This is a genomic window from Gilliamella sp. B14384G10 (assembly GCF_016101685.1).
Classification (GTDB): Bacteria; Pseudomonadota; Gammaproteobacteria; order Enterobacterales; family Orbaceae; genus Gilliamella; species Gilliamella apis_A.
On sequence record NZ_JACFQA010000009.1, the window covers coordinates 15,921 to 40,572 of the forward strand.

Consider the following 24,652-nt stretch of genomic DNA (forward strand, 5'->3'; position numbering starts at 1 on the left):
TATATTAGACATCAAGTTCAACTTGGTCACCTTTTTCTTGTAACCATTCTCGGCGATCTTCGGCACGTTTTTTCGCCAGTAACATATCCATTAATGCCATTGTTTCTTCGGCATTATCTAGTGATAACTGAACTAATCTACGGGTGTTAGGATCCATTGTGGTTTCGCGAAGTTGTAATGGATTCATTTCACCCAACCCTTTGAAACGTTGAACATTTGGCTTACCTTTTTTACGTTTAAGCTGATCTAAAATCCCTTCTTTTTCTTCTTCATCAAGGGCGTAATGAACTTCTTTGCCTAAATCGATACGATACAGTGGTGGCATGGCGACAAAAATATGTCCATGTTCAACCATGGCTCGAAAGTGACGAACAAATAGTGCGCACAGTAACGTGGCAATATGCAATCCATCTGAGTCAGCATCGGCTAAAATACAGATTTTACCGTAGCGTAATTGACTTAAATCATCACTATCAGGATCAATACCAATAGCTACTGAAATATCATGAATTTCTTGCGATCCTAATACTTCGTCAGATGAGACTTCCCAAGTATTTAATATTTTACCTTTCAACGGCATAATTGCTTGATATTCACGATCGCGAGCCTGTTTAGCTGACCCGCCTGCAGAATCACCTTCGACTAAAAATAGTTCAGTACGACTTAAATCTTGTGACGAACAATCGGCCAATTTACCCGGTAAGGCCGGACCACTGGTCAGTTTTTTACGGATGACTTTTTTGGATGCTCTTAAGCGTTTTTGAGCACTGGAAATTACCATCTCAGCAAGTAATTCGGCAATTTGTACATTTTGATTCAACCACAGGCTAAATGCATCTTTAACAATAGCTGAAACAAAAGCTGCACTTTGTCTTGATGATAAACGTTCTTTGGTCTGACCGGCAAATTGCGGTTCTTGCATTTTTACTGATAACACATAGGCACAGCGTTCCCAAATATCATCGGCGGTTAATTTTAAACCACGCGGTAATAAATTACGAAACTCACAAAATTCACGCATGGCATCAAGTAATCCTTGACGTAAACCATTGACATGGGTACCACCTTGCACAGTAGGAATTAAGTTAACGTAACTTTCAGTTAACAATTCACCTCCTTCTGGTAACCAAAGTAATGCCCATTCAACCGCTTCTGTTTCACCTGTATGGCTACCAGTAAATGGTTGTTCCGGTAATAGTGTGTAACCACTAACTGACTCTATCAGATAATCTTTTAAACCGTCTTGATAACACCAGCGTTGCTCAGTACTGTTAATTTTGTCTTTAAAAATGATTTCCAGTCCCGGGCAAAGTACAGCTTTCGCTTTAAGCAAATGAGTTAGGCGAGGTACTGAGAAGCGAGGTGAATCAAAATATTTTTCATCCGGCCAAAAACGTACTTTTGTACCAGTATTTCGTCGGCCACAGGTGCCAATTACATGTAAATCTTCAACTTTATCACCATTTTCAAAGGCGATTTGGTAAACTTGTCCATCACGGTTTACGGTGACTTCTACGCGTTTGGATAAGGCATTGACAACAGAGATACCCACCCCATGTAAACCACCAGAAAATTGATAGTTTTTGTTGGAGAACTTACCACCAGCATGTAAGCGACAAAGTAATAGTTCAATAGCCGGTACGCCTTCTTCAGGATGGATATCAACAGGCATACCTCGACCATCATCAATAACCTCAAGTGAATTGTCTTCATAAAGGGTTACTTTCACTTGGCGAGCATGGCCAGCAATAGCCTCATCGACACTATTATCAATCACCTCTTGCCCTAAATGATTGGGGCGAGCTGTGTCAGTATACATTCCAGGACGATGACGAACAGGATCGAGCCCTTTTAAGACCTCAATATCAACTGCATTATAAGTGGATTGTGACATAACTTTTCTGTTTATTCGATTAAATGGGCTTATTATACCAATCTTTCCTTAAGATGCATGAAATTAAATTTATAATAAAAAGCAAAGCTATTTTTTTATTGATAATAATTCTTATTTCATTAATTTATTTTAAGTTAATTTCGATTTTAGTCTTTTTTCTGTTTTATAATTTTAACTGTAGTATTATGATAATGACATGCCAAATATAAATAAGCGAATAGGATGAGCAAGTCAGATAATCAGATAACTCGGCGCGATTTTTTACAAAAATCATTAGCAATCGGTAGTGTGGCCGCATTAACTAATGATTTACAATTACCTTTTGCTTATGCCTCGCCAGAGACAGATCTTGCCAACACCTCGGTACCTAATCCAACGAATCAAGAAAAGATTTTTTATAGTGCATGTTTAGTTAACTGTGGTAGTCGTTGCCCGTTAAAAGTACATGTTAAAAACGATATTATTACTAAAATATCTGCTGAAGAAGGGATTAATGATGCGATCTTTGGTCAACATCAAATCCGTCCTTGTCTGCGAGGACGAGCTGTGCGTTGGCGTACTTATGATCCGGAACGGCTAAAATATCCAATGCTACGAATCGGTAAACGGGGTGAAGGCAAATTTAAACGCATCTCGTGGGACGAAGCTATCGATCTATTAGCAGAGAAACTCAAATACACTATTAATCGCTATGGCAATGAAGCTATTTATTACCAATATGGTACGGGTACGACAGGGGCAAATATCTCAGGTCGTAATGCCTGTAAGCGATTTTTAAGTTGTATCGGTGGTCACCTTAATTATCATGGTGATTATTCAAGTGGACAGATCACCGCTATTCAACCTTTTATATATGGTAATGCTAAAGAGTCGTTGCTAGACCAAATCAAACATTCTGATCTAGTTGTGATGTTTGGACATAATGTTGCTGAAACTAGAATGTCGGGCGGTGGGCAGGTTGCTGAGTTATATACTGCATTAGCACAAAGTAAAGCAAGGGTAATTATTATTGATCCACGCCGTAGTGAAAGTGTCGTTGGTTATAATGCTGAGTGGCTGCCGATTATTCCTGGTACTGACGCTGCGTTAGTCGCTGCAATTATTTATGCGTTGCTTGAAGAAGATCGTGTTGATGAGGCGATGCTTAACCAATATTGTGTGGGTTGGAATGCTGATACATTACCTGATAGTGCTCCGCCTTTTAGCGATTACAAATCTTATATTTTGGGTCTAGGGCATGACAGAACCGCAAAAACGCCTGAATGGGCAGCTAAAAAAACCGGCATTCCAGCCAAACAAATTCGGCAGTTGGCATTAGATATTGTTAATGCTAAAGCAGCATGGATTTCACAAGGTTGGGGGCCACAGCGCTGGCAAAATGGTGAGCATACTACAAGGGCGATTATGATCCTACCGGTTATCACCGGTCAGTTTGGTAAGCGTGGTACTAACATTGGTACTTGGGGTGGTAGCGTAACTTATCCTGTGCCTGGCTTGAATATGGTTAACCCTGTTAAAACCAGTATTCCTTTCTTTTTATGGACGAAGGCAATTGATGAACCGTTAAGCATGACTGCGAAAAATTCTTATATAAAAGGTAAAGATAAATTAGATGTGGGTATTAAATTTATCTGGAGCTATGCTAGCAATGTTATTGGTAATCAACACGCCGATCTCAATCGGACTCACCAAATTTTACAAGACGAATCGAAATGTGAATTTATTTTAGTTTGGGATACCCATATGACTGCTTCAGCAAAATATGCAGATCTACTGTTACCGGATGTTTCATCTGTAGAGAGTAATGATTTAATCAATAATTCATATGCATCAGGTGCTTATCATTATTTTATTCGTTTGCAACGAGCAATAAAACCACTTTGGGAAAATCGTCCTGCTTATGAGGTTTTGACAGAATTGTCAGCAAAAATGGCAGTTAAAGATAAATTTACTGAAGGTCGGAGTCAAGATGATTGGATTGCTTATAGTTATGAAAAAATGCGTAAGCTCAATCCTAATTTACCGACTTTTGCCGAAACAGATGGAATGGGGATTGTTGATCGTAAATTAGCTGATAGCGATGCACAGATCGGATTAAAAGCTTTTCGCGATGATCCAATAAAAAATCCATTAAATACGCCGTCAGGTAAAATCGAAATTTATTCAGAAGCATTAGCCAAAATTGCCAATGAATGGGAGTTTGATGACGATGATAAACTTTATCCTATACCGGCATATTTACCGGCAATAGAGGGCAGTGAAGACCTGCAAACACAAGCGAAATATCCATTACAATTAATCGGTTTTCATATCAAAGGGCATTGTCATTCAAGTTATAGTAATCTTCCGCAACTGCGAGAAGCGGTAGCTAGTAGTCTCTGGATTAATCCAGTGGACGCAGAACAAAGACAGATAAAGCATGGTCAATTGGTTGAAGTTTATAATGACCGCGGTCGACTTTACATTCCAGCTAAAGTGACACCACGGATACTACCGGGAATTATCGCTCTTCCGCAAGGATTATGGGCCAAGACTAATGCTGCTGGCATTGATATTGGTGGTTGCATTAATCGTTTAACCTCCTTACGCCCCTCTGTGCTTGCTAAATCTAATCCTCAGCATACCAATTTGGTTGAAGTTAAACCAATAGCAGCTATGCCGTCGGCATCTTAATCGGAAGGAGATGGTTCAAATGCAATATGGTTTTTATATTAATTCTACCAAATGTACTGGTTGCAAAACTTGCCAAGTAAGTTGTAAAGATGAAAAAGATAATGCGCTTGGTGTCCATTTCCGCCGTGTTTATGAATATGGCGGTGGTACATGGAAGCAAGTAGATGGATGTTGGCAAAATGATACATTTACCTATTATTTGTCAATCTCTTGTAATCATTGTCAAGAGCCAACCTGTGTAAAAGGTTGCCCAACAGGAGCTATGCATAAACGCCAAGAAGATGGGTTAGTGGTAGTCAATCAAGATGTGTGTATTGGTTGTCGCTATTGTGAAATGCGTTGCCCTTACGGTGCACCACAATATGATCATCAAAAAAAGGTAATGTCTAAATGTGATGGTTGTTATGAACGTGTAGCGCAAGGTTTAAAACCTGTATGTGTTGAGTCTTGTCCTCAACGCGCTTTAGATTTTGATGACATTAATACCTTGCGTCAACGTTATGGTGATGAGTGCGATATTGCTCCATTACCTAGTTCAGATTTAACCAAACCAAGTATTGTGATAAAGCCACATGCGCAAGCTAAAATATCGGGTGACTCGCTTGGTAAAGTGCTTAATCCTGAGGAGGTCTAGTATGCATGAACTTCCACTGGTATTTTTTACGATATTTGGGCAATTATCCGCAGGAATGATCTTACTTAGTAGTTTGTTTTATCTTGTTTATCGTTCAAAAAACAAATTAGCTATCACTCAAAAAATTAATGCAGTAGCGTTAATTTTCATGGCGATTGGTATGGCGATTGCTTCATTTCATTTAGGTCAACCATTACGCGCATTCAATGTGATTTTTGGTATCGGCCGTTCACCAATGAGTAATGAAATTTTTACCTTTGGCTTATTATTTGCTATGACATTTGCTTTTGTATTGCTTAATTATTTTGTCTTGTATCCAAATAGTACCAAATTACAAATCATCAAACCTCTATGCCAAAAAATTAACTGTATACCACATTTAAACTATTTATTGGCGATGATCTTGGTTATTTTAAGCCTATTTTTTGTTTGGACCATCGTATTAACCTATATGTTAGCAACAATAAAAACGTGGGATAGTTGTTATACCGCGATACAAATGTATACTGCGATGTTGGTATTGGGAGGAATTGCTGTTACTTGGTTAGGACTATATCGAGCAGGTTATTGCGCTTTTTTTATTGGTAGTTTACTGATTCTGCTATTAAAAATGCCTTACTTAAAGTTAATGAGTGAAATTGCTCCAGACTTAACCTCTAATCAATATTGCTGGATAATAGCACAGTGCGCATTATTAATTATTTCTATCACATTGGTTTTATTTGCGATTTTAAGAAAGCAACATCAGGTAATGATTTATCTATTGGCTTTTATTGGCGTATTTATCGCAGAAATTTGCGGACGTATCACTTTTTATAATTTGTGGATGATAACCGTTTAATTGTGCGGTAATTGATGGTAATGGCATAATTAATTGGCTAATCAATATAGGATTGAATAATTTGGATAACCTGACTTCTATCACGTTGGCGAAATTATTAGGCGCTTTTTTTTATTATCCGCCTACCAGTAAACAAGTCACTGGTTTAATTGATGGATTATTACAGCTAGATCAGTTAGCAAAGTGGCCAAACCAACAATTAGTAACTGAACAATGCCAAATCTTGAGTACTCAGATACAGCATGCAGAAATAGAATATCAATTCTCACTATTATTTGAAGGGCAAGGCATTATGTCGGCGCCACCTTGGGGTTCAGTCTATTTAGATCAAGAAAAACTACTAATGGGTGAATCACAAGAACGCTATCGTGAATTTTTACAGCAGCAAGGGTTGATTCTTGATACGGGTATGAATGAGCCAGAAGATCAGTTTGGATTGATGTTAATGGCATATGCAATACTACTAGAAAAGCAGCAATTTGCTGCTGCACAGCAATTAATGACCGAATACCTTTTAAATTGGGCACCAATGTATTTGGATTGCTTAAAACAAAATCAAGTCAGTCTATTTTATCAAGCATTAGCGATTATTGCTGAACAATATTTACAAATGGTATAACTCTGATTATATAGCAAATAAAGCGCTCACTTATTTAAGTCAAAATATGCATTGATAGCTGTTGTTTGCAGCTTTTTAACGAACAGGTATAATCCACCTATTATGATTCGGGACAATGACAACCTATGTTAGCTTATTTACAACTGATGCGATTAGACAAGCCAATTGGTTCCTTACTGCTACTTTGGCCAACATTGTGGGCGATTTGGCTTGCTACATCTACGCCATCTGTTCATGTTGTTGTTGTGTTTGTTGTTGGTGTGATTGTTATGCGCTCAGCTGGCTGTGTGGTTAATGATTACGCTGATCGGCATTTTGATGGTAAAGTCGAACGTACTAAGAATCGTCCTCTCGCGCGTGGTGCATTGAGCGAAAAAAATGCCTTATACACTTTATTCGTATTACTGCTTATTGCGCTTGGTTTATTGCTTACTTTGGATAAATTAACTTGGTTAATGGCTGGTTTTGCATTAATCACGGCAATGCTTTATCCATTTATGAAACGTTACACACATTTACCACAGGTGACTTTAGGCATTGCCTTTAGCTGGGGAATTCCAATGGCCTATGCGGCAACAATAGCTCAATTTCCGATAACTTGTTGGTTACTGTGTCTAGCTAATGTATGTTGGACAATAGCTTATGATACCGAATATGCTATGGTCGATCGCGATGATGATCTTAAAATAGGCATCAAGTCCACTGCTATCCTATTTGGTGACTATGACAAGTTTATTATTGGATTACTGCAAATCATAACCTTAGTTTGCCTGACATTGATCGGCATAAACAATCATTTTCAGCAATTTTATTATATTGGTTTAATCATCGCCTTATTGCTATTTATCTATCAACAATGGTTAATCAAAGACCGTGATAGAAGAAATTGTTTTAAAGCGTTTATGAATAATAATTATATAGGATTGTTTATATTTATAGCGATCTTGGTTAGTTAAAAACAGATTTACCATCATTATTTAACTTTCATCGCGGATATTAATCGCTTTAAACGATATATCTCAAATTGTAAAGGCGTTGCTTATTAAAAAAGGAAAATGGTGGTATAGACTCCTCAATATTTTTTACAAGATTATTTTTAACTTTTTAAATTATTAAATTTAATTCACCTGCGTCATTCGGAAGATAAATACTATTGTAATATAGGTAAGGTAGGCATTTACCTACCTTTGAGGTTATTCGATTGCTAGTAATAAAACAGAAATATTATTTGCAAGTTAATGGTATAGACTCCTTAATATTTTTTACATATCTTAGCCACAATTAAAAATTTTGAGGAAAGGTGTTTTTGATAACTCAACTTTTATATTTAATTAAAAATAATATTATTCAATATATTGTGCATTTTTATGTAATGGTTTTACTACATCAATACTACGTTCTAAATGAACTTTTGATTTTTCGTGATCTAAGACCACAATTGCGATAAATAATGTATCTAATAAAGTTAGTTGGATAATTCGAGCTGCAGCATTTTGCCCTAGTAATGGACCATTTTTAGCTGGACTAAAGATAGATAAGTCGGAAATTTCAGCTAGTTCAGATTGATGATTATTAGTAATACAAATAATCTTAGCTTTATTCTTTTTCGCAACCAATATTGCATTACATATTTCCGCTGTATTTCCTGATTGAGATATTGCAATAACTACATCGTTTTCTTTTAATTGACTCGCCACCATTACCATCAAATGGTGATCACTATAAGTATGGCTGTGAATCCCAATTCTCAATAATTTATGTTCAAAATCCTGACCAACAATAGCTGAACCGCCGACACCAAGAATAACGATACGGTTAGCATGAAAAATCCATTCTGCTGCTTTTGATATTATTTTAGCATCAACAATAGATTGGGCTTCTTTTAAAGCTTGTACTGAGTTATTAAAAACTTTTTCAATAATATTTTCGACATTATCTTTTTCAGATAGTTCTTGTTCTTTATCGAAAGGTAGCGCATCAAAATAAGAAAGTAATGCTTTTCGAATTTCTCTAAAACCAGAGTAACCTAATTTTTTAGATACTTTTACTAATAATGGTTCTGAAACGGATAATTCTTCTGCCACTTCTTTAATACTTGTTCTAGGCTTTAAATTTCCTTTAGTCATCATCCATTCAATAATTCGTTGTTCAGTATTACTTAAACTAGAAAGTGAAATACGAATCATTGCTCCAATTGCTAAAGCATTAGAATTTTCTGGATCATGTGTTTGTTTCATGGTTTCTCTCCATAACATTTTTCGGGTAATTTTAACCCAATTTCAATTTAAGCACATTGTAAAAAAAGATTTTTTTATTTCTTCCTATAACTTTACAAAAAAATAAATTAACGTTAATATTTTTGAGTGTGAAGTAAATTGTGTTTTTTTTAGTCAGCGAGGTGGGAATATATGAAAATTGCAATTGGTTATGATCATGTTGGATATATTTTAAGAAAAGATATCATTGATTATTTGGAGACTAAGAATATTACAGTGATTGATCTTGGTGCGCCATCAACAGAAAGAACCGATTATCCGATTTATGCCAATAAAGTGGCAAGGGCTGTCAATTCAAAAGAAGCCGATTTAGGAATATTAATATGTGGCACAGGTATTGGTATTTCAATTGCGGCAAATAAATGTTCAGGAATAAGAGCGGTTGTTTGTAGTGATCCTTATTCTGCAAAATTATCACGTGAACATAATAATACTAATATTCTTGCTTTTGGTTCCCGTGTAGTGGGAAGTGAACTTGCAAAAATGATTGTTGAACAATGGTTAATGGCGAAATTTGAAGGCGGCCGTCACCAAAATAGAATAGATCAAATCGATGCTATTCAAAAAGGAGAATTTCATGAGTAAATTTTGTCCTTCGCTTATGTGTGTTGACTTTTCCAAGTTAGAAGTTGAATTGAAGTCATTAGAAGAATCTGGTGTAGACATGTTTCACATTGATGTGATGGACGGTAATTTTGTACCTAATTTCGCATTAGGTATAGAAGATATTAAAGCGGTGAGTAAGTTGTCAAAAATTCCTTATGATGTTCATTTAATGGTAACTAATCCATCACCATATATAGAAAAATTTGCTCAACTTGGCTGCGATATTATTTATGTTCATGTTGAAACATTAACCCACATACATCGAACTCTAAATCAAATTAAATCAACAGGTAAGAAAGTAGGCGTTGCTATTAATCCAGGAACACCATTATGTGTGTTAGAAGATGTTTTAGATCTAATTGATGTTGTTTTGATAATGTCAGTAAATCCAGGTTTTGCCGGACAACCTTTTATCGCTAACTCTATCGATAGAATAAAGCGATTAAGTGATATGATTAAAGATAGAAATCTCAATACTTCTATTGCCATTGATGGTGCGATAAGCCCAAATATCATCGAACAGCTATCGCTTTATGTTGAATATTTTATACTGGGAACTGCTGGGTTGTTTAATAAAGATAAATCCTATAAACAGACGCTAAATGAACTCCGTAATCTCTCCTAACTTTTAAGGCCTTTATTGCGATGAAGGTCTTAATTCACAAAATTAAACATTATAGATAATTTATACTCTATTTTTTGTTATTTTCCCGTTAATAAAGCTATATAAATTAATTTTTTATTAAAATTATGTGAACTAGATCTCTTTAAATTAAATTTGTTTACATATAAAATTATTTTTGTGAACTATTTGATGCGTTCACTGTGTCTTTTAATAAAAAATAGGGTTAACTACAATGAAAAGTACTTTTTTTAGTGTATTGCAACGGGTTGGTCGTTCTTTTATGTTACCTATTGCTCTTCTTCCTGTGGCTGGATTAATGTTAGGTATAGGAGCGTCATTTACCAATGAAACAACAATTGTGTCCTATGGATTACAAAGCTTTTTAGGCGAAGGAACTTTGTTACATGCTTTTTTAACCATCATGAAAAATGCGGGTAGTGTAATATTTTCTAATCTGCCTATTCTTTTTGCTATTGGGGTAGCAATGGGAATGGCAAAACAAGAAAAAGAGGTTGCAGCAATATCTGGTGCGGTAGGCTTTTTTATTATGCATTCAACTATTCATGCGCTATTAGAGCTAAAAGGACTCTTAAAAGAAGGTGCCTTACCAGATGGTTCTTTAGGTGATGCGGTTGGCATTCAAACTCTACAAATGGGCGTTTTTGGTGGTGTTATTGTTGGATTAGGTGTCGCTGCTTTACATAATCGGTATTATCGAATTGAGTTACCTGCTATTTTATCATTCTTTGGTGGCTCGCGCTTTGTTCCTATTGTTACAGCATTCGTTTATTTATTTGTCGGTATTTTAATGTTTTATATTTGGCCTTCTATCCAATATGGAATTTTATTATTAGGCAAATTAGTCAATGAATCGGGCTATGCAGGTACATTTATTTATGGATTTATTGAGCGAGCTTTAATTCCATTTGGTTTGCATCATGTATTTTATATGCCATTCTGGCAGACTGGAGTTGGTGGTACGGCAATGATTGATGGCAATCTTATTGCTGGAGCACAAAATATTTTCTTTGCTCAACTTGCTAGTCCAAATACAACTGAATTTTCAGTTGAAGCCACACGCTTTATGGCGGGTAAATTTCCATTTTATTTATTTGGTATTCCTGGTGCTGCATTAGCTATTTACCGTACAGCTAAACCACAAAATCGCAAAATGGTCTTAGGTCTACTCGTTTCTGCAACTTTAACGGCTATTTTGACTGGGATTACTGAACCAATTGAGTTTTCTTTCTTATTTGCTGGTCCTTTACTCTACTTTATTCATTGTTTGTATGCTGGTTTATCTTTTATGCTTTGTCATATTTTCGATGTTGGTGTCGGGCAAACATTCTCTGGAAGTTTAATTGATTTCGTATTATTTGGTGTTTTACAAGGAAATAGTAAAACACATTGGGTTAATGTTATTCTGATTGGTCTTCCATTGTTCCCAATATACTACTTTACATTTAGTTACTTGATCAAAAAATTTAATTTTAAAACTCCAGGTCGAGAAGACGATAACGAGGAAACTAAATTATATACCAAAAAAGATGTTGAAAATGCAAAGAAAGCTAAAAATAACAATGAGTTATCAAGTGTTATATTAGATGGATTAGGTGGCAAAGAAAACATTACTTATGTAGATTGTTGTGCAACAAGATTAAGAATTTCTGTACATGATAATCAATTAGTTGATAAAGATATTTTAAAATCAACGGGTGCAAAAGGTGTAATTATTAATGGCCAAGGTATTCAAGTTATTTATGGTCCTCATGTGACAGTAATTAAATCACACTTAGAAGAATATATGGCAACCCTAAAATAATATAACTTTTGTATTACTCGTTCATTTCGGAGTAGTTTAACCAATCTAAATAGTTAGCCGTTTTAGACAATCTTTAACGGCTAGCTATTTAAATAACAATAAGAAGAAATTCTACAGACTAAAATGATTGTTCTGCTAATGTGGCTTGCACTATTCGCATGGCATCGAAGGTTTCTTTGACATCATGAACACGGATAATTTGCGCTCCTTTCATTGCTGCAATAACTGCACAAGAAACACTACCTAATACACGTTCTTTAGGGGGAACATTTAGCACTTGCCCGACCATCGATTTTCTTGACATGCCAACCAAAATAGGCAAATTGAAGTGATGGAATTTTTCCAGTGTAGCCAATAGACGATAGTTATGGGCTAACGTTTTGCCAAATCCGAAGCCTGGATCAAGGATGATTTTTTCCCGAGCAATGCCAGCAGTTACACATCGTTGAATATGTTCAGTAAAAAATGAATCGACTTCTTGATAGATATCTTGTTGGTAATGAGGTGCATTTTGCATCGTTTTGGGATCACCTTGCATATGCATAATACATACTGGTAATTCCGTTTTTTGTGCTGCTTGTAATGCTCCTGGTAAAGTTAATGCCCGAATATCATTAATTAAATGTGCACCAGCTTTAGCCGCTTCTGTGATGACCTCTGGTTTTGATGTATCAACTGAAATCCAAACGTCAAAATAACGAGCAATTTTTTCCACTAACGGTATAACCCGATCAAGTTCTTCACTGGTTGAAACATCAGCAGCACCAGATCGAGTTGATTCTCCGCCAACATCAATAAAGGTTGCCCCAGCTTGAATCATATTATCAACTCGCCGCATAGCATCATCAAGATTGTTGTAATTACCGCCATCAGAAAAAGAATCTGGCGTCATATTAACAATTCCCATTACTTGAGGAAAAGAGAGATCCATTACGTGATTTTGAAAACGAATTTCCATGATTTTAGGCCTTATTTTATTAATATTTTTAATGCTAATTGCACTGTTGCAATGCTGAAGTATGATTGTTAGTACTGGTTTATTATTTTACAAAATTAATTGCTGTTGGATGATAAAAAACGCGCCGAAGCGCGTTTTAGATTTAGTCGTAATTAATTTTCTGATTGAGGTGGTATGTCTGTTCCCTCATTTGGTATCTCTTTTGCTGCTTGTTCATCACTTTCAGTCCAATCTTCTGGAGCAGTAATTGGTCTACGAGCAATCAAATCAGCAACTTGTTTTGCGCCAATGGTTTCGTATTTCATTAATGCATCTTTCATCGCATGAAGTACGTCCATATTTTCAGTTAAAATTTTACGTGCTCGTTCAAAGTTACGATCGATAATTTTTTTAACTTCTTCATCAATAATTCGCGCTGTTTCATCAGAGATATCTTTTGGTCGTCCATAAGATGAATTATCATCCATTTCATAAAATAACGGACCTAAACGATCAGAAAAGCCCCATTGGGTAACCATTGCTCTGGCATATTGAGTGGCAACTTTAATATCGTTTGATGCTCCTGTTGAAACTTTATCAATACCATAAATCAGTTCTTCGGCAAGACGTCCACCATATAGTGTGGCGATATCACCTTCTAATTTTTCTCGGCTTTCACTAACCCGATCACCTTCAGGTAAGAAGAACGTTACCCCTAATGCTCGGCCACGCGGGATGATAGTTACTTTATGAATTGGATCATGATCAGGCATTAAATAACCGATAATGGCGTGCCCAGCCTCATGATAAGCGGTTGAGATAAGTTGCTCTTGTGTCATGGTTAACGAACGTCGTTCTGTACCCATGTTGATCTTATCTTTAGCTTCTTCAAATTCGTCCATAGTGACTAAACGTTTGTTACGACGAGCTGCAAATAGTGCGGCCTCATTGACTAGGTTTGCCAATTCTGCACCAGAATAACCTGGGGTACCACGAGCAAGCACCGATAAATTAACATCAGAACCAAGTGGTACTTTTTGCACATGAACAGCTAGAATTTGTTCACGACCTTTCATATCCGGTAAGCCAATTTGTACTTGGCGATCAAAACGACCAGGACGAAGTAAGGCTGGATCTAGAATATCAACACGGTTGGTTGCAGCAATAATAATAATGCCACTATTAGCTTCGAAACCATCCATTTCAACTAACATTTGGTTAAGAGTTTGTTCGCGTTCGTCATGGCCACCCATTGAGCCGGCACCACGTTTACGACCAACAGCATCGATTTCATCAATAAAGATAATACATGGTGAATGTTTACGTGCTTGTTCAAATAGATCACGGACACGTGAAGCACCCACCCCAACAAACATTTCAACAAAGTCTGAACCAGAAATACTAAAGAAAGGTACATTTGCTTCACCAGCGATGGCTTTAGCTAATAATGTTTTACCGGTACCTGGCGGTCCAACCATTAAAATACCTTTTGGAATACGACCACCAAGTTTTTGATATTTTCCAGGATCTCTTAAAAAATCGACAACTTCGGTAACTTCTTGTTTTGCTTCTTCACTACCTGCAACATCGCTAAATTTAGTCTTAACTTGGTCAGGTGTTAACATTTTAGCTTTACTTTTGCCTACCGACATTGGCCCACCTTTACCACCGCCTTGCATCTGGCGCATGATAAAGAACCAGAAACCAAGTAGTAAAATGATCGGGAACCAAGAGATTAAAATGTTAACTAATAAGCTTGGTTTTTCGTCTGGGCTACCATAGACCGCAACATCATTTAATACCAAATTATCAACTAACTTTTCATCAAAATAAGGTATATAGGTAACATAACTATTGCTACCTTTAGTAGTAGCAACAATTTCGCGACCATTTATATGCACTTCTTTAAGTTTGCCACCCGTTACATCCGCATTAAATTTGGTGTAATCGACTTGAGGGCCGCTATTGGATATTGAGCTGAATTGACTGAAGACAGCAATCAATACGACGGCGATAACACCCCAGATCAGTAAATTCTTTACCATGTCGTTCAAAAGAAAAACCTCTCATAAAATTAATAGTTACGACTAAAATTAACCAAGTATGGTACTACAAAATTGTACGGCTGGCTACTTCATCCCCATTGCTACAATATATACTTCTCGAGACCTAGCTCGCGAAGCTTCAGGCTTACGAATTTTGACTGTTTTAAACAGTGATCTTACTGTTTTTAGATACTCTTCAAAACCTTCGCCTTGGAATACTTTAACGATAAAACTCCCATTTGGAGCAAGAACGTCTTTACACATATCTAATGCCAGTTCAACTAAATACATAGCTCTTGGTATATCAACGGCAGGTTGTCCACTCATATTTGGTGCCATGTCAGACATAACAACTTGTACTTTTTCTTCACCAACTCGCTCAAGTAGGGCATTTAATACCGCTTCATCACGAAAATCACCTTGCAGAAAGTCAACGCCAACGATGGGATCCATCGGTAATAAATCACAGGCAATAATTCGCCCTTTATTTCCAATGAGTGATGCAACATATTGTGACCATCCTCCCGGCGCAGCGCCTAAATCCACCACAGTAATTCCCGGTTTGAATAATTTGTCACTTTTTTGTATTTCTTCTAATTTAAACCATGCTCTGGATCTCAGGCCTTTTTTTTGTGCTTGTTGCACAAAACGATCGTTAAAATGTTCATTAAGCCAACGAGTAGAGCTTGCTGAGCGTTTTTTGTTACTCACAGAGAATAAATCCTTAATGTAATGAGGTCACTTCAATTGATTACAAATATATATAAGGGTAGAATAGCAAAATTACAACTTAATGTGATAAAAAATTAATGAATTTATCGAATAAACAAAAACAGTATTTAAAAAGTGAAGCTCATCATTTAAAACCGATAGTGATGATTGGGGCTAATGGATTTACCGAAGGTGTGCTAGCAGAAATTGAAAATGCCTTAAATTTCCATGAGTTAATAAAAGTTAAAGTATCCGCTGAAGATCGTGAAACTAAAAAGTTAATTTGTGAAGCAATCATCCGCGAAACCAAAGCTTTAGCAGTTCAACAGGTGGGTTCTATTTTTACGATATACAGACCGAGTGAAGATAAAAAAATTACACTACCAAAATAAAAAATAGGGCTAATCGCCCTATTTTTTTGCAACAGTTTAATTAAATATATTCAACTTTAACAATATCGAATTCAACATCACCGCCTGGTGTTTTAATTTGTACTGTATCACCATCTTCCTTGCCAATAAGTCCACGAGCAATCGGTGAATTAACTGAAATTAGATTCTGTTTATAATCTGCTTCATCGTCGCCAACAATTCGGTAGGTTGTTTCTTCATCAGTATCAATATTCACAACGGTGACTGTGGCACCAAATATAATGCGACCAGTATTTTTAACTTTAGTGATATCGATAATTTGTGCTTGCGACAATTTACCTTCGATTTCTTGAATACGACCTTCACAAAATCCTTGTTGTTCTCTCGCTGCATGATATTCAGCGTTTTCTTTCAAATCACCGTGAGCTCTAGCTTCAGCAATAGCGGCAGTAATTTGAGGTCTTTTTACATTTTTAAGTTCTTCAAGTTCTGCACGTAATAATTCGGCTCCCTTTACTGTCATTGGGATCTGTTTCATCTCGGTTTTTTCCTATTTATATAGTAAATAAAAAGAATAACAAATGTTCATCTTAATCAAAAGAGAGATAAATTATTAATTTGGTTTGTTATTCTAATGTTACAATTGGTTTTAGTTATATATTAACTTCAAAACTGGTTTAACAACAAATCATTTATAGCAAAATCAAGTGCTATTTTAACCAAAATCAGGTATCGTAATACAAACTCAACCCTTCATTCTAACTATTTAGCTTATTTATGAGACGATTACGATTTAGTTTAATCATCCTCTTTTCGATTTTCTGGTTGTTAATTGTAGTTGGCTATTTTTTGTTACAGACCAATTTTGGTGCCAAAATAGTAAGCCAACAATTATCAAAGCTGGGTACCTATTCTATTACAATTGGCAAAATAAATCATTCCTTTGCTAATTTTTATGAGTTAAGCGTTGATAATTTATTGGTAAAAAAAGATCAGCAAGAAGTTGCTAATATTGGCAAATTAATCATTGGCTTCGATAAGCAAAATTTGTGGCAATTCCATCATTTTAATTATATTAATGTCATTGATGGCACGCTAGATGGTTCTCAAATCAGCCAATCGATATTTACGGCCAATATGTTACGGTTTTACAACACAACCTTAAAATTTTCATTGAATAATGCTCAAGAACCATTGTTATTACAACAAATTAATGGTGGTATAAAGCCGTTTGATTTGTCAAGTAAACAACCATATCAATTCGATTTAACTGCCCAGCAAGTATTATTTAAGCAAATGGCTGTAAATAGTGTGTTACTGCAAGGATATTATCGTGATGGTATCACTTCACTTACTAATTTAGGTGGTAATATTGGTAATGGTTTTTTTGTTAGTAAATTAAAAATGCTAGCAGATGATAGTTTGGATATAGCACAATTAAAATTAAACAATATACATTTTAACGTCAATAATGAGACTGATTTAAACAGATATTTGTCTGAACTGCCAAAATTCAAATTACAAGAATTTTCAATCTTTGATAGTAATATTCAATTGCCTAATTTAACTATTGAAAAGGGTAATATAGACATAACCAATATTGATTATGATGATAATCAATGGCAGTTAAAACAAAGTAATTTTGTTATTAGTGCTGATAATGTTGTATGGTTTGATGAAAAACTTTCATCATTATTACTACAACTATCTTGTAAAGACGATGAAGTAGACATTTTAAAAGCGATCGCGGAGTGGCATGACGGTAATATCCGTTTAACTGGTAGCTGGAGAAATAATGTATTACATCTAAAAACATTATTATTAGCCAGTGTTAATTATCAGTTACCTGATAACTTCAAACAACGGTTATTACCGAGTATATTTAATCAAGTCGATATTGATCAGTTAACTGTTATGCCAAGTACGTTAATCAGCACTAAGTCAGATTATCCATTTAATCTCGCTAGCTTTAATGTTTCTGGAACCAATGTTAGGCTAGTGGAAGATAAAAGGATTGGTATATATTCAGGTTCGTTATTTTTTAAAGCTAATGATGCAACAATTAATAAAATTGCGGTTAAATATCCTAATTTATCACTGAGTTTTGATAGTCAGCATCGAGCGTTATTAAGTTTTAGCGCATTAATTAATAGTGGTAAACTTGACGCAATTGCAACGATAAATCCTTTGCAAACTGAGTTTGAATCATTGCATATTATTGCTAAAGGTATTACTAGTGAATTGCTAAATCAATGGCAGATAGTCCAAACGCCACCAGAATCATCAAATTATCGTGTTGATTTACATGGTGAAATTTCACCGTTTAGTCTATCGGGAACATTTTTTACTAACGATAATGAGTATTCTATTTATTCACAGCATTGATTTTAATAAAATTATCCTTATATCTGTTTTAAGATGTATTAAGTTTTAAATGAGGAAACGATGTATCTAGTAAGATTAGATAAATGGTTATGGGCGGCTCGGTTTTATAAAACTCGTTCTATCGCTCGTGATATGATTGATGGTGGCAAAGTCCACTATAATGGTCAACGAGCAAAGCCAAGTAAAATTGTTGAAGTTGGTGCTATATTAACCCTTAGACAGGGCAATGAACAAAAAACAATTCGTGTTTTAGCTATTAGTGATCAACGTAGGCCTGCTAGAGAAGCTGAATATCTTTACCAAGAGACCTTAGAAAGCATCACCAAACGAGAAAATATCGCTGAAGCTCGAAAACTTAATGCATTAACTATGCCGCATCCTGATCGACGACCAGATAAAAAAGAGCGGCGAACATTAATTAAATTTAAATATGATAGACAACAAGGCGACAAGAATTAATATGGATACTTTAAATCGGTTTTTATTTGATAATCATTCGGTTCGAGGTGAGATTACTCGACTTGAAAATACTTACCAAGCAATTTTAGAAAACCATACTTATCCTATAGCGGTACAAAATTTATTAGGTGAATTGTTAGTAGCAACCAGTTTGTTAACTGCTACTTTAAAATTTGATGGTGATATCGCGGTTCAATTGCAAGGTGATGGCCCGCTGACATTAGCAGTAGTAAATGGTAATAATGAACAGCAATTACGTGGAGTTGCTCGAGTTAATGGTGAAATAGCGGATAATGCCACACTTAAAGAGATGGTGGGTAACGGCTATATCGTCATTACCATTACACCTAAAAAAGGGGAGCGTTATCAAGGTATTGTTGGCCTTGAAAAAGACACTTTAATTGGTTGTATTGAAAATTACTTTATGCAATCTGAACAACTTCCTACCCGTTTATTTGTCAAAACGGGGGTTCATAATAACAAACCTATGGCGGCAGGTATTTTATTACAAGTATTACCAGCTAATGAAGATATTGAACAATCATTTGAACATCTCTGTGCATTGACGGAGACTATCACTAGTGATGAGTTATTCCAATTGCCAACTGATGAGATATTATATCGTCTTTATAATCAAGAAGAAGTTCGTTTATTTGAGACGCACGATATTGTGTTTAAGTGTGGTTGTTCGCGACAACGTTGTGAAGATAGTTTAATGACATTACCAGATAACGAAGTTGATGATATTCTCAATGAAGATGGTGGTAAGATTGATATTCATTGTGATTACTGCGGTAAACATTATCTGTTCGATGCTATTGATATAGCAGAGTTAAGAAACAAGAAAAGTAATAATTATCATTGATTTATAAAAGAGCCACTAAGATTATTAAATTTTAGTGGCAAAGTGAAATATAAGGAATTAAACCCACAGCTAATTTATCAGAATAATTTCAACACACCAAATAAATATTATCGGTTTCGCATAACTTTTTTATTGAAATTATCTTTACAAACTGTCCGATTAATTCCTGAATATATTAAATCGATAATTTATTATTTTTTATTAGTGTATTTGTACGACTAACTAATTATCTGAATATTTTCTACAATGGCTGCATCCCCTAATACTTTCCACATTATATTGAAATGATATAGGGTAATCGCATAACTTTGTTCATGAAGACTTTTTTGTTTATAAGCCGGTCTCGGATCTTGAGAAATAACTTGTTCGATTAGTTCGCTTAGTTGTGGATAATGCTGTAGTTGGCTTTGTAAAAATATGTCAGCTTCAGATGAAAATGTTACCTTAAGTTTTTGTGTTGGAAGAAGTTGCGCATAACCAGCTATTGCCTCTGGATGGCTATCACAATAAGGTAGGTAGGGTTTTATATCAATTATTGGTGTACCATTTACTAGATCCAAACCACCTAGTTTTAATATGACCTGCTTATTTTCAATAATAATATCTAGTAATTCAACGACTGAGAGCCCAATATTATTGGGTCTAAATGGTGATCTTGTCGCAAATACACCTAAACTTTTATTGCCACCTAAACGAGGCGGACGGACAGTTAATTTCTGTTTATTAGCATCAATATGATGAAAATGAAATAATAACCATATATGTGAAAACTGTTCTAATCCCTTAATACTCATAGGATCATTAAATCTATCTAGCAAATGTAGTTCACCTTCAGCTGCTGTTACAAGATTAGGTTGGCGTGGTACAGCAAATTTTTCAGTATAGGGTGAGTGAATGATGCCAATCGGCTCAAATTGAGATGTCATTATTGAATTATTGTGTAATTGTTATAAATGTGCTCCCATCGACAATAGTCGATGGGAGTAAGTTAATCATAGTTTGCGAATGTACTATTACCAACCACGAATAGCGCCACCTTTGAAAATTTCATCGGCTTTTTTAGCTACAGCATCAGATTGATAAGCTTTAACAAAGTTTTTAACTCTTTCATCGTCCTTATTCTCTTCACGAGAAACAATAACATTGACATATGGTGATTCTTTATCTTCAACAAAAATACCATTTTTGCTTGGGATTAAATTTGCAGGAGCTGCAAACGTGTTATTAATTATTGCTAAATCAACTTGTGAATCGTCTAAAGAACGTGGCAACATTGGTGCCTCAAGTTCAACAATTTTATAGTTATATGGATTACTGGTGATATCTAATACAGTTGGTAATAAACCTTTAGCTTTATCAACCGTTAACATTCCTTCATGTTGTAATAAAAGTAAAGCACGACCTAAATTAGTAGGGTCATTAGGTATAGCAATGGTTGAATTAGCTGGAATGAAGTATGTTTCACCACGAGGTGAAGTCACTTTGACGCCTTCTCCAACTTGCTCATCAGCTGCAATTGGTTTTAGTTTTTTTGAATAAGAAGAAATTGGGAAAACAAAAGTATTACCAACTACTGCTAATTTATAGCCTTGTTCTTTCATTTGTTCGTCTAAATATGGTTTATGTTGAAACACATTAACATCAATTAAACCATCGTTTAAGGCTCTATTAGGTGTGACATAATCATTAAAAATAACTAGTTCGATATCAAGATTAAATCGTTCTTTTGCTTGTTGTTGCGCTATTTCTGCTTCTTCTTGGTCTGCTCCAGCAATTACTCCAACTTTTAAAGGACTAACTTTTGCTGGTTCTGCAGGTTTGTTATCAGTTGCAGTTGTTTGTTTGTTATCACAACCAGTTAAGAAAAATGCACTGACCAGTGTGGTTATTAGTGCTAATTTTTTTATAGACATAACTCTCTCCATGATTAATGATGGGTAACACGTTTAACTATAGTATTACCTAAAAATTGAATAAAAAATACAAAAATTATTAATATAAACACTACTAAATTTGTTATTGCTGGTTTATGGCTGATGTATCCATACTGTATTGCAAGTTGACCTAGGCCTCCGGCACCTACAGCACCTGCCATAGCAATATATCCTGTTAATGTGATGAGTGTAATGGTCATACTATTTACAATGACAGGTAATGCTTCTGGTAATAAAACTTTATAGATAATTTGTAATGGTGTCGCCCCCATAGAGCGCGCTGCTTCTATTAAACCTTTCGGTACTTCTAATAATGCATTTTCAATCATCCGAGCTATTAATGGTGCTACTCCTATACTTAATGGTACAACTGCCGCTTGTTTACCAATAAATGTACCCATTAATAAAGCAGTAAAAGGAACAATCCATACAATTAATATAATAAATGGTATTGAACGAAAGAAATTTGCAATAAATGAAATAACATTATTTAAAATAGTACAATCTAATATCTGTCCCTTACGTGTGGTATAAAGCAATATACCTATAGGTAAACCAATAAGCAGACCAAAGAAGGCTGACAAGGTAACCATATAAATAGTATCGTCAGTAGATTGCGCTATTTTTATTATCATCGCTTCACTAAATCCTTCAAAAGAAGAGGCGAAAGCAATAAAATCTGACCAAAAATCAAAATGAGATAAATATAATATTAATGATTCAAATGGTTTAAATGATGGAAGAAAATCAAACATAACCTAACACCTCAACTTTAGTATTATTCTTTTCTAAAAACGCAATTGCCGATGCAGTACTTTTTTGTTTGCCTTTCATTTCTGTCAACATTAAACCAAATTTAACACCGCCAGCATAGTCCATCTGAGCGCTAATAATATTACTATCAACTTCAAACTCTTTTGCTATTTGCGATAGTAGTGGTAAATCAACCGAAACTCCTGTGAACTCCATGCGAACCAGCGGATTAAGTCCTTCTTTATGTTCTGGTGTCAGTCTTGCTAAATAGTCATCTGGAATTGTGAGATGCAATGTTGATTGAATGAATTGTCTTGCAATATCCGTTTTTGCATGTGAAAACATCTCGCCAACTGAAGATTGTTCAACTAACTCACCATCACTAATTACTGCTACTTGGTCACAAATCTGTTTAACTACATCCATCTCGTGAGTGATTAATAAAATGGTTAAGCCTAGTTTCTGGTTGATATCTTTTAATAATTCTAAAATAGAACGGGTTGTTTCTGGGTCAAGAGCACTCGTTGCTTCATCACATAATAATACTTTTGGATCACTGGCTAGTGCTCTAGCAATAGCGACGCGTTGTTTTTGCCCACCAGATAAATTAGCTGGATAAACATTCGCTTTTTCACTTAAACCAACAAGATCAATAAGTTCATTTACTTTTTGTTTAATGACTGCTTTAGGTGTTCTATTGAGTTCAAGAGGAAAGGCAATATTATCAAATACCGTTCTAGAAGAAAGCAAATTGAAATGTTGAAAAATCATGCTAATTTTTCGACGAACTTCAATTAACTTTCGATTAGATAAATGGGTGATATCTTGGTTATCAAAAAATATTTTTCCACTTGTTGGTTTTTCTAACAAGTTAACGCAACGTATTAATGTACTTTTACCTGCGCCGGATTTGCCAATCACACCATAAATTTTACCTTCTGGAACATGAAGTGAAATGTCCTTTAAGGCATGAATAGTGGTTTTATTTTGCTCAAATGTCTTTGAGATATGTTCTAGTTTTATCATGATATATAACAACAAAAATCTGAATAGATAAATATTAAGACGTCTAGACATCTAAGTCAATCAATAATATCCTATATATAGTTAGAAAAGAATCCATATAAAAGGAAGATAATTAAACATGAAACCTGCTATATTTTTAGATCGAGATGGGACAATTAATATAGATTATAATTATGTACACACTATTGATAAATTTCACTTTATTGATGGTGTGATTGACGCAATGCAAGAATTGAAAAAGATGGGGTTTCTATTAGTTATTACCACTAATCAATCAGGAATTGCTAGAAATAAATTTACTCAAGAGCAGTTTGATACCTTAACTGAATGGATGGATTGGTCACTACAAGATCGTGGTGTTGATTTAGATGGTGTCTATTATTGTCCTCATGATCCACTAGTGGATGAATGCGACTGTCGCAAACCAAGTCCTGGTATGATTCAATCTGCGGCTAAAGAACTCAATATCGATATAGCAAATTCTTATATGGTTGGTGATAGGGTTTCTGACTTGTTATCAGGGAAACGAGCTGGGGTTAAAAAAACAGTATTAGTTAAAACCGGCGATGAAATAACCGAAGAGGCGTTAGCACAAGCAGATTGGTTAATTGATAGTTTAGCTGATTTACCGAAAAAGATTAAAGCAGAATTATAATAGAACCACAGCGTTTAATTTAAACGCTGTATATTTTTAATAATGGTGAATGATGTGAATGTTAATTCGCAAAATAGCACATTAATTAATAATACTACTATATTCGCTATTCTATTTATGATGAGAGAATAACGAAAACAATAAAAAAGTAAGACTATATAGCTGGATGTTCAAAAGCAAATGGTTATGGATATCGTTATTTAGGCGATAGTTATTTTAAATTTTGCCATCTGATTTTTCTTTTATTAAAGAATTTAACTAACAAAATAAAAATTAAAAAGGTGAAATTGCTACAAAATGTATCATTTTAGTTTGATTTTAGCTCATCTTGTGTAAAAAAAAGACAAACAAAAATAAATTTGCAATAATCACTTGCCAAAAAAAATGAAGTGCCTATAATGCGCATCCACTGACACGGCGTCAGCGACAAGCAGATAAAACCAGTGTTAGTGAGCAAGATCAAAAATTTTAAAAAAAGATCTTGACGAATGAAAAGGTGTAGCGTAGTATACGCAGCCCTT

General features: G+C 35.1%; 23 protein-coding genes. 13 read left to right on the forward strand and 10 right to left on the reverse strand.

The features are described 5' to 3' along the window. Positions 1-4 precede the first annotated feature (4 nt). Positions 5-1,894 carry a DNA topoisomerase IV subunit B gene (parE, locus tag H3T54_RS11625; protein ID WP_110448635.1) on the reverse strand — a complete coding sequence of 630 codons (1,890 nt, stop codon included), beginning with the start codon at positions 1,892-1,894 and terminating at the stop codon, positions 5-7. Positions 1,895-2,116: 222 nt separating this feature from the next. On the opposite strand from parE, the gene H3T54_RS11630 reads away from it, so the two are divergent. From H3T54_RS11630 to ubiA, 5 genes are all read left to right on the forward strand, one after another. Further along, positions 2,117-4,567, forward strand: a complete 2,451-nt coding sequence (locus tag H3T54_RS11630; RefSeq protein WP_198222648.1) for a DMSO/selenate family reductase complex A subunit — start codon at positions 2,117-2,119, stop codon at positions 4,565-4,567. 19 nt (positions 4,568-4,586) lie between these two features. Further along, on the forward strand, positions 4,587-5,201 hold the full coding sequence (locus H3T54_RS11635) for a DMSO/selenate family reductase complex B subunit (protein WP_110448633.1): 615 nt from the start codon (positions 4,587-4,589) through the stop codon (positions 5,199-5,201). 1 nt (position 5,202) lies between these two features. Continuing rightward, positions 5,203-6,042, forward strand: a complete 840-nt coding sequence (locus H3T54_RS11640; RefSeq protein ID WP_198222651.1) for a DmsC/YnfH family molybdoenzyme membrane anchor subunit — start codon at positions 5,203-5,205, stop codon at positions 6,040-6,042. A gap of 61 nt (positions 6,043-6,103) precedes the next feature. Further along, entirely contained in the window at positions 6,104-6,661 is a 558-nt protein-coding gene (locus H3T54_RS11645; RefSeq protein WP_198222653.1) for a molecular chaperone, read from the forward strand. Between the two features lie 125 nt (positions 6,662-6,786). After that, entirely contained in the window at positions 6,787-7,617 is an 831-nt protein-coding gene (ubiA, locus tag H3T54_RS11650; RefSeq protein ID WP_198222655.1) for a 4-hydroxybenzoate octaprenyltransferase, read from the forward strand. Positions 7,618-8,004: 387 nt separating this feature from the next. On the opposite strand, the gene H3T54_RS11655 is transcribed toward ubiA, so the two are convergent. Next, positions 8,005-8,898: an SIS domain-containing protein gene (locus H3T54_RS11655; protein WP_110448630.1), complete on the reverse strand. Its 894-nt coding sequence runs from the start codon at positions 8,896-8,898 to the stop codon at positions 8,005-8,007. A gap of 171 nt (positions 8,899-9,069) precedes the next feature. Between H3T54_RS11655 and rpiB the strand changes: the two genes are divergently transcribed. The 3 genes from rpiB to H3T54_RS11670 all read left to right on the forward strand — a co-directional run bounded on the left by rpiB (position 9,070) and on the right by H3T54_RS11670 (position 11,990). Next, on the forward strand, positions 9,070-9,522 hold the full coding sequence (gene rpiB / locus H3T54_RS11660; protein ID WP_110448629.1) for a ribose 5-phosphate isomerase B: 453 nt from the start codon (positions 9,070-9,072) through the stop codon (positions 9,520-9,522). Further along, positions 9,515-10,168, forward strand: coding sequence for a ribulose-phosphate 3-epimerase (rpe, locus tag H3T54_RS11665; RefSeq protein WP_198222657.1), 654 nt, complete (start codon positions 9,515-9,517; stop codon positions 10,166-10,168). The genes rpiB and rpe overlap by 8 nt, the downstream gene beginning before the upstream one ends. Positions 10,169-10,400: 232 nt before the next feature. Beyond that, on the forward strand, positions 10,401-11,990 hold the full coding sequence (locus H3T54_RS11670) for a PTS transporter subunit EIIC (protein ID WP_198201605.1): 1,590 nt from the start codon (positions 10,401-10,403) through the stop codon (positions 11,988-11,990). Between the two features lie 118 nt (positions 11,991-12,108). Here H3T54_RS11670 and folP read toward each other — a convergent pair whose 3' ends face one another. From folP to rlmE, 3 genes are all read right to left on the reverse strand, one after another. Then, entirely contained in the window at positions 12,109-12,948 is an 840-nt protein-coding gene (folP, locus tag H3T54_RS11675; protein WP_198201606.1) for a dihydropteroate synthase, read from the reverse strand. A gap of 152 nt (positions 12,949-13,100) precedes the next feature. After that, on the reverse strand, positions 13,101-14,981 hold the full coding sequence (gene ftsH, locus H3T54_RS11680; protein ID WP_370527386.1) for an ATP-dependent zinc metalloprotease FtsH: 1,881 nt from the start codon (positions 14,979-14,981) through the stop codon (positions 13,101-13,103). 75 nt (positions 14,982-15,056) lie between these two features. Further along, entirely contained in the window at positions 15,057-15,683 is a 627-nt protein-coding gene (rlmE, locus tag H3T54_RS11685; RefSeq protein WP_065578175.1) for a 23S rRNA (uridine(2552)-2'-O)-methyltransferase RlmE, read from the reverse strand. Between the two features lie 98 nt (positions 15,684-15,781). Between rlmE and yhbY the strand changes: the two genes are divergently transcribed. Next, the gene (yhbY, locus tag H3T54_RS11690; RefSeq protein ID WP_065614154.1) at positions 15,782-16,075 is read left to right on the forward strand and encodes a ribosome assembly RNA-binding protein YhbY; all 294 of its coding nucleotides are present in this window, start codon (positions 15,782-15,784) and stop codon (positions 16,073-16,075) included. A gap of 40 nt (positions 16,076-16,115) precedes the next feature. On the opposite strand, the gene greA is transcribed toward yhbY, so the two are convergent. Then, positions 16,116-16,592: a transcription elongation factor GreA gene (gene greA, locus H3T54_RS11695; protein ID WP_065578173.1), complete on the reverse strand. Its 477-nt coding sequence runs from the start codon at positions 16,590-16,592 to the stop codon at positions 16,116-16,118. 239 nt (positions 16,593-16,831) lie between these two features. On the opposite strand from greA, the gene H3T54_RS11700 reads away from it, so the two are divergent. From H3T54_RS11700 to hslO, 3 genes are read left to right on the forward strand one after another with little or no spacing between them, the layout of a single operon-like run. Then, entirely contained in the window at positions 16,832-18,439 is a 1,608-nt protein-coding gene (locus H3T54_RS11700) for a hypothetical protein (RefSeq protein WP_198222659.1), read from the forward strand. Between the two features lie 60 nt (positions 18,440-18,499). Then, complete coding sequence (hslR, locus tag H3T54_RS11705; RefSeq protein WP_065578171.1) at positions 18,500-18,898, forward strand: ribosome-associated heat shock protein Hsp15; 399 nt, start codon at positions 18,500-18,502, stop codon at positions 18,896-18,898. 1 nt (position 18,899) lies between these two features. Then, the gene (hslO, locus tag H3T54_RS11710) at positions 18,900-19,763 is read left to right on the forward strand and encodes an Hsp33 family molecular chaperone HslO (protein ID WP_198222661.1); all 864 of its coding nucleotides are present in this window, start codon (positions 18,900-18,902) and stop codon (positions 19,761-19,763) included. A gap of 218 nt (positions 19,764-19,981) precedes the next feature. Here hslO and tsaA read toward each other — a convergent pair whose 3' ends face one another. From tsaA to metN, 4 genes are all read right to left on the reverse strand, one after another. After that, on the reverse strand, positions 19,982-20,689 hold the full coding sequence (tsaA, locus tag H3T54_RS11715; protein ID WP_232350176.1) for a tRNA (N6-threonylcarbamoyladenosine(37)-N6)-methyltransferase TrmO: 708 nt from the start codon (positions 20,687-20,689) through the stop codon (positions 19,982-19,984). A gap of 87 nt (positions 20,690-20,776) precedes the next feature. Then, positions 20,777-21,676 (reverse strand): MetQ/NlpA family lipoprotein, encoded by a 900-nt coding sequence (locus H3T54_RS11720; protein ID WP_110448622.1) that lies wholly within the window; start codon positions 21,674-21,676, stop codon positions 20,777-20,779. Positions 21,677-21,690: 14 nt separating this feature from the next. Then, positions 21,691-22,332: a methionine ABC transporter permease gene (locus tag H3T54_RS11725; RefSeq protein WP_110448643.1), complete on the reverse strand. Its 642-nt coding sequence runs from the start codon at positions 22,330-22,332 to the stop codon at positions 21,691-21,693. A 112-nt stretch (positions 22,333-22,444) separates the two neighbouring features. Then, the gene (metN, locus tag H3T54_RS11730) at positions 22,445-23,476 is read right to left on the reverse strand and encodes a methionine ABC transporter ATP-binding protein MetN (protein ID WP_198222663.1); all 1,032 of its coding nucleotides are present in this window, start codon (positions 23,474-23,476) and stop codon (positions 22,445-22,447) included. Positions 23,477-23,594: 118 nt separating this feature from the next. On the opposite strand from metN, the gene gmhB reads away from it, so the two are divergent. Next, complete coding sequence (gene gmhB / locus H3T54_RS11735) at positions 23,595-24,131, forward strand: D-glycero-beta-D-manno-heptose 1,7-bisphosphate 7-phosphatase (RefSeq protein ID WP_110448620.1); 537 nt, start codon at positions 23,595-23,597, stop codon at positions 24,129-24,131. Positions 24,132-24,652 lie beyond the last annotated feature (521 nt).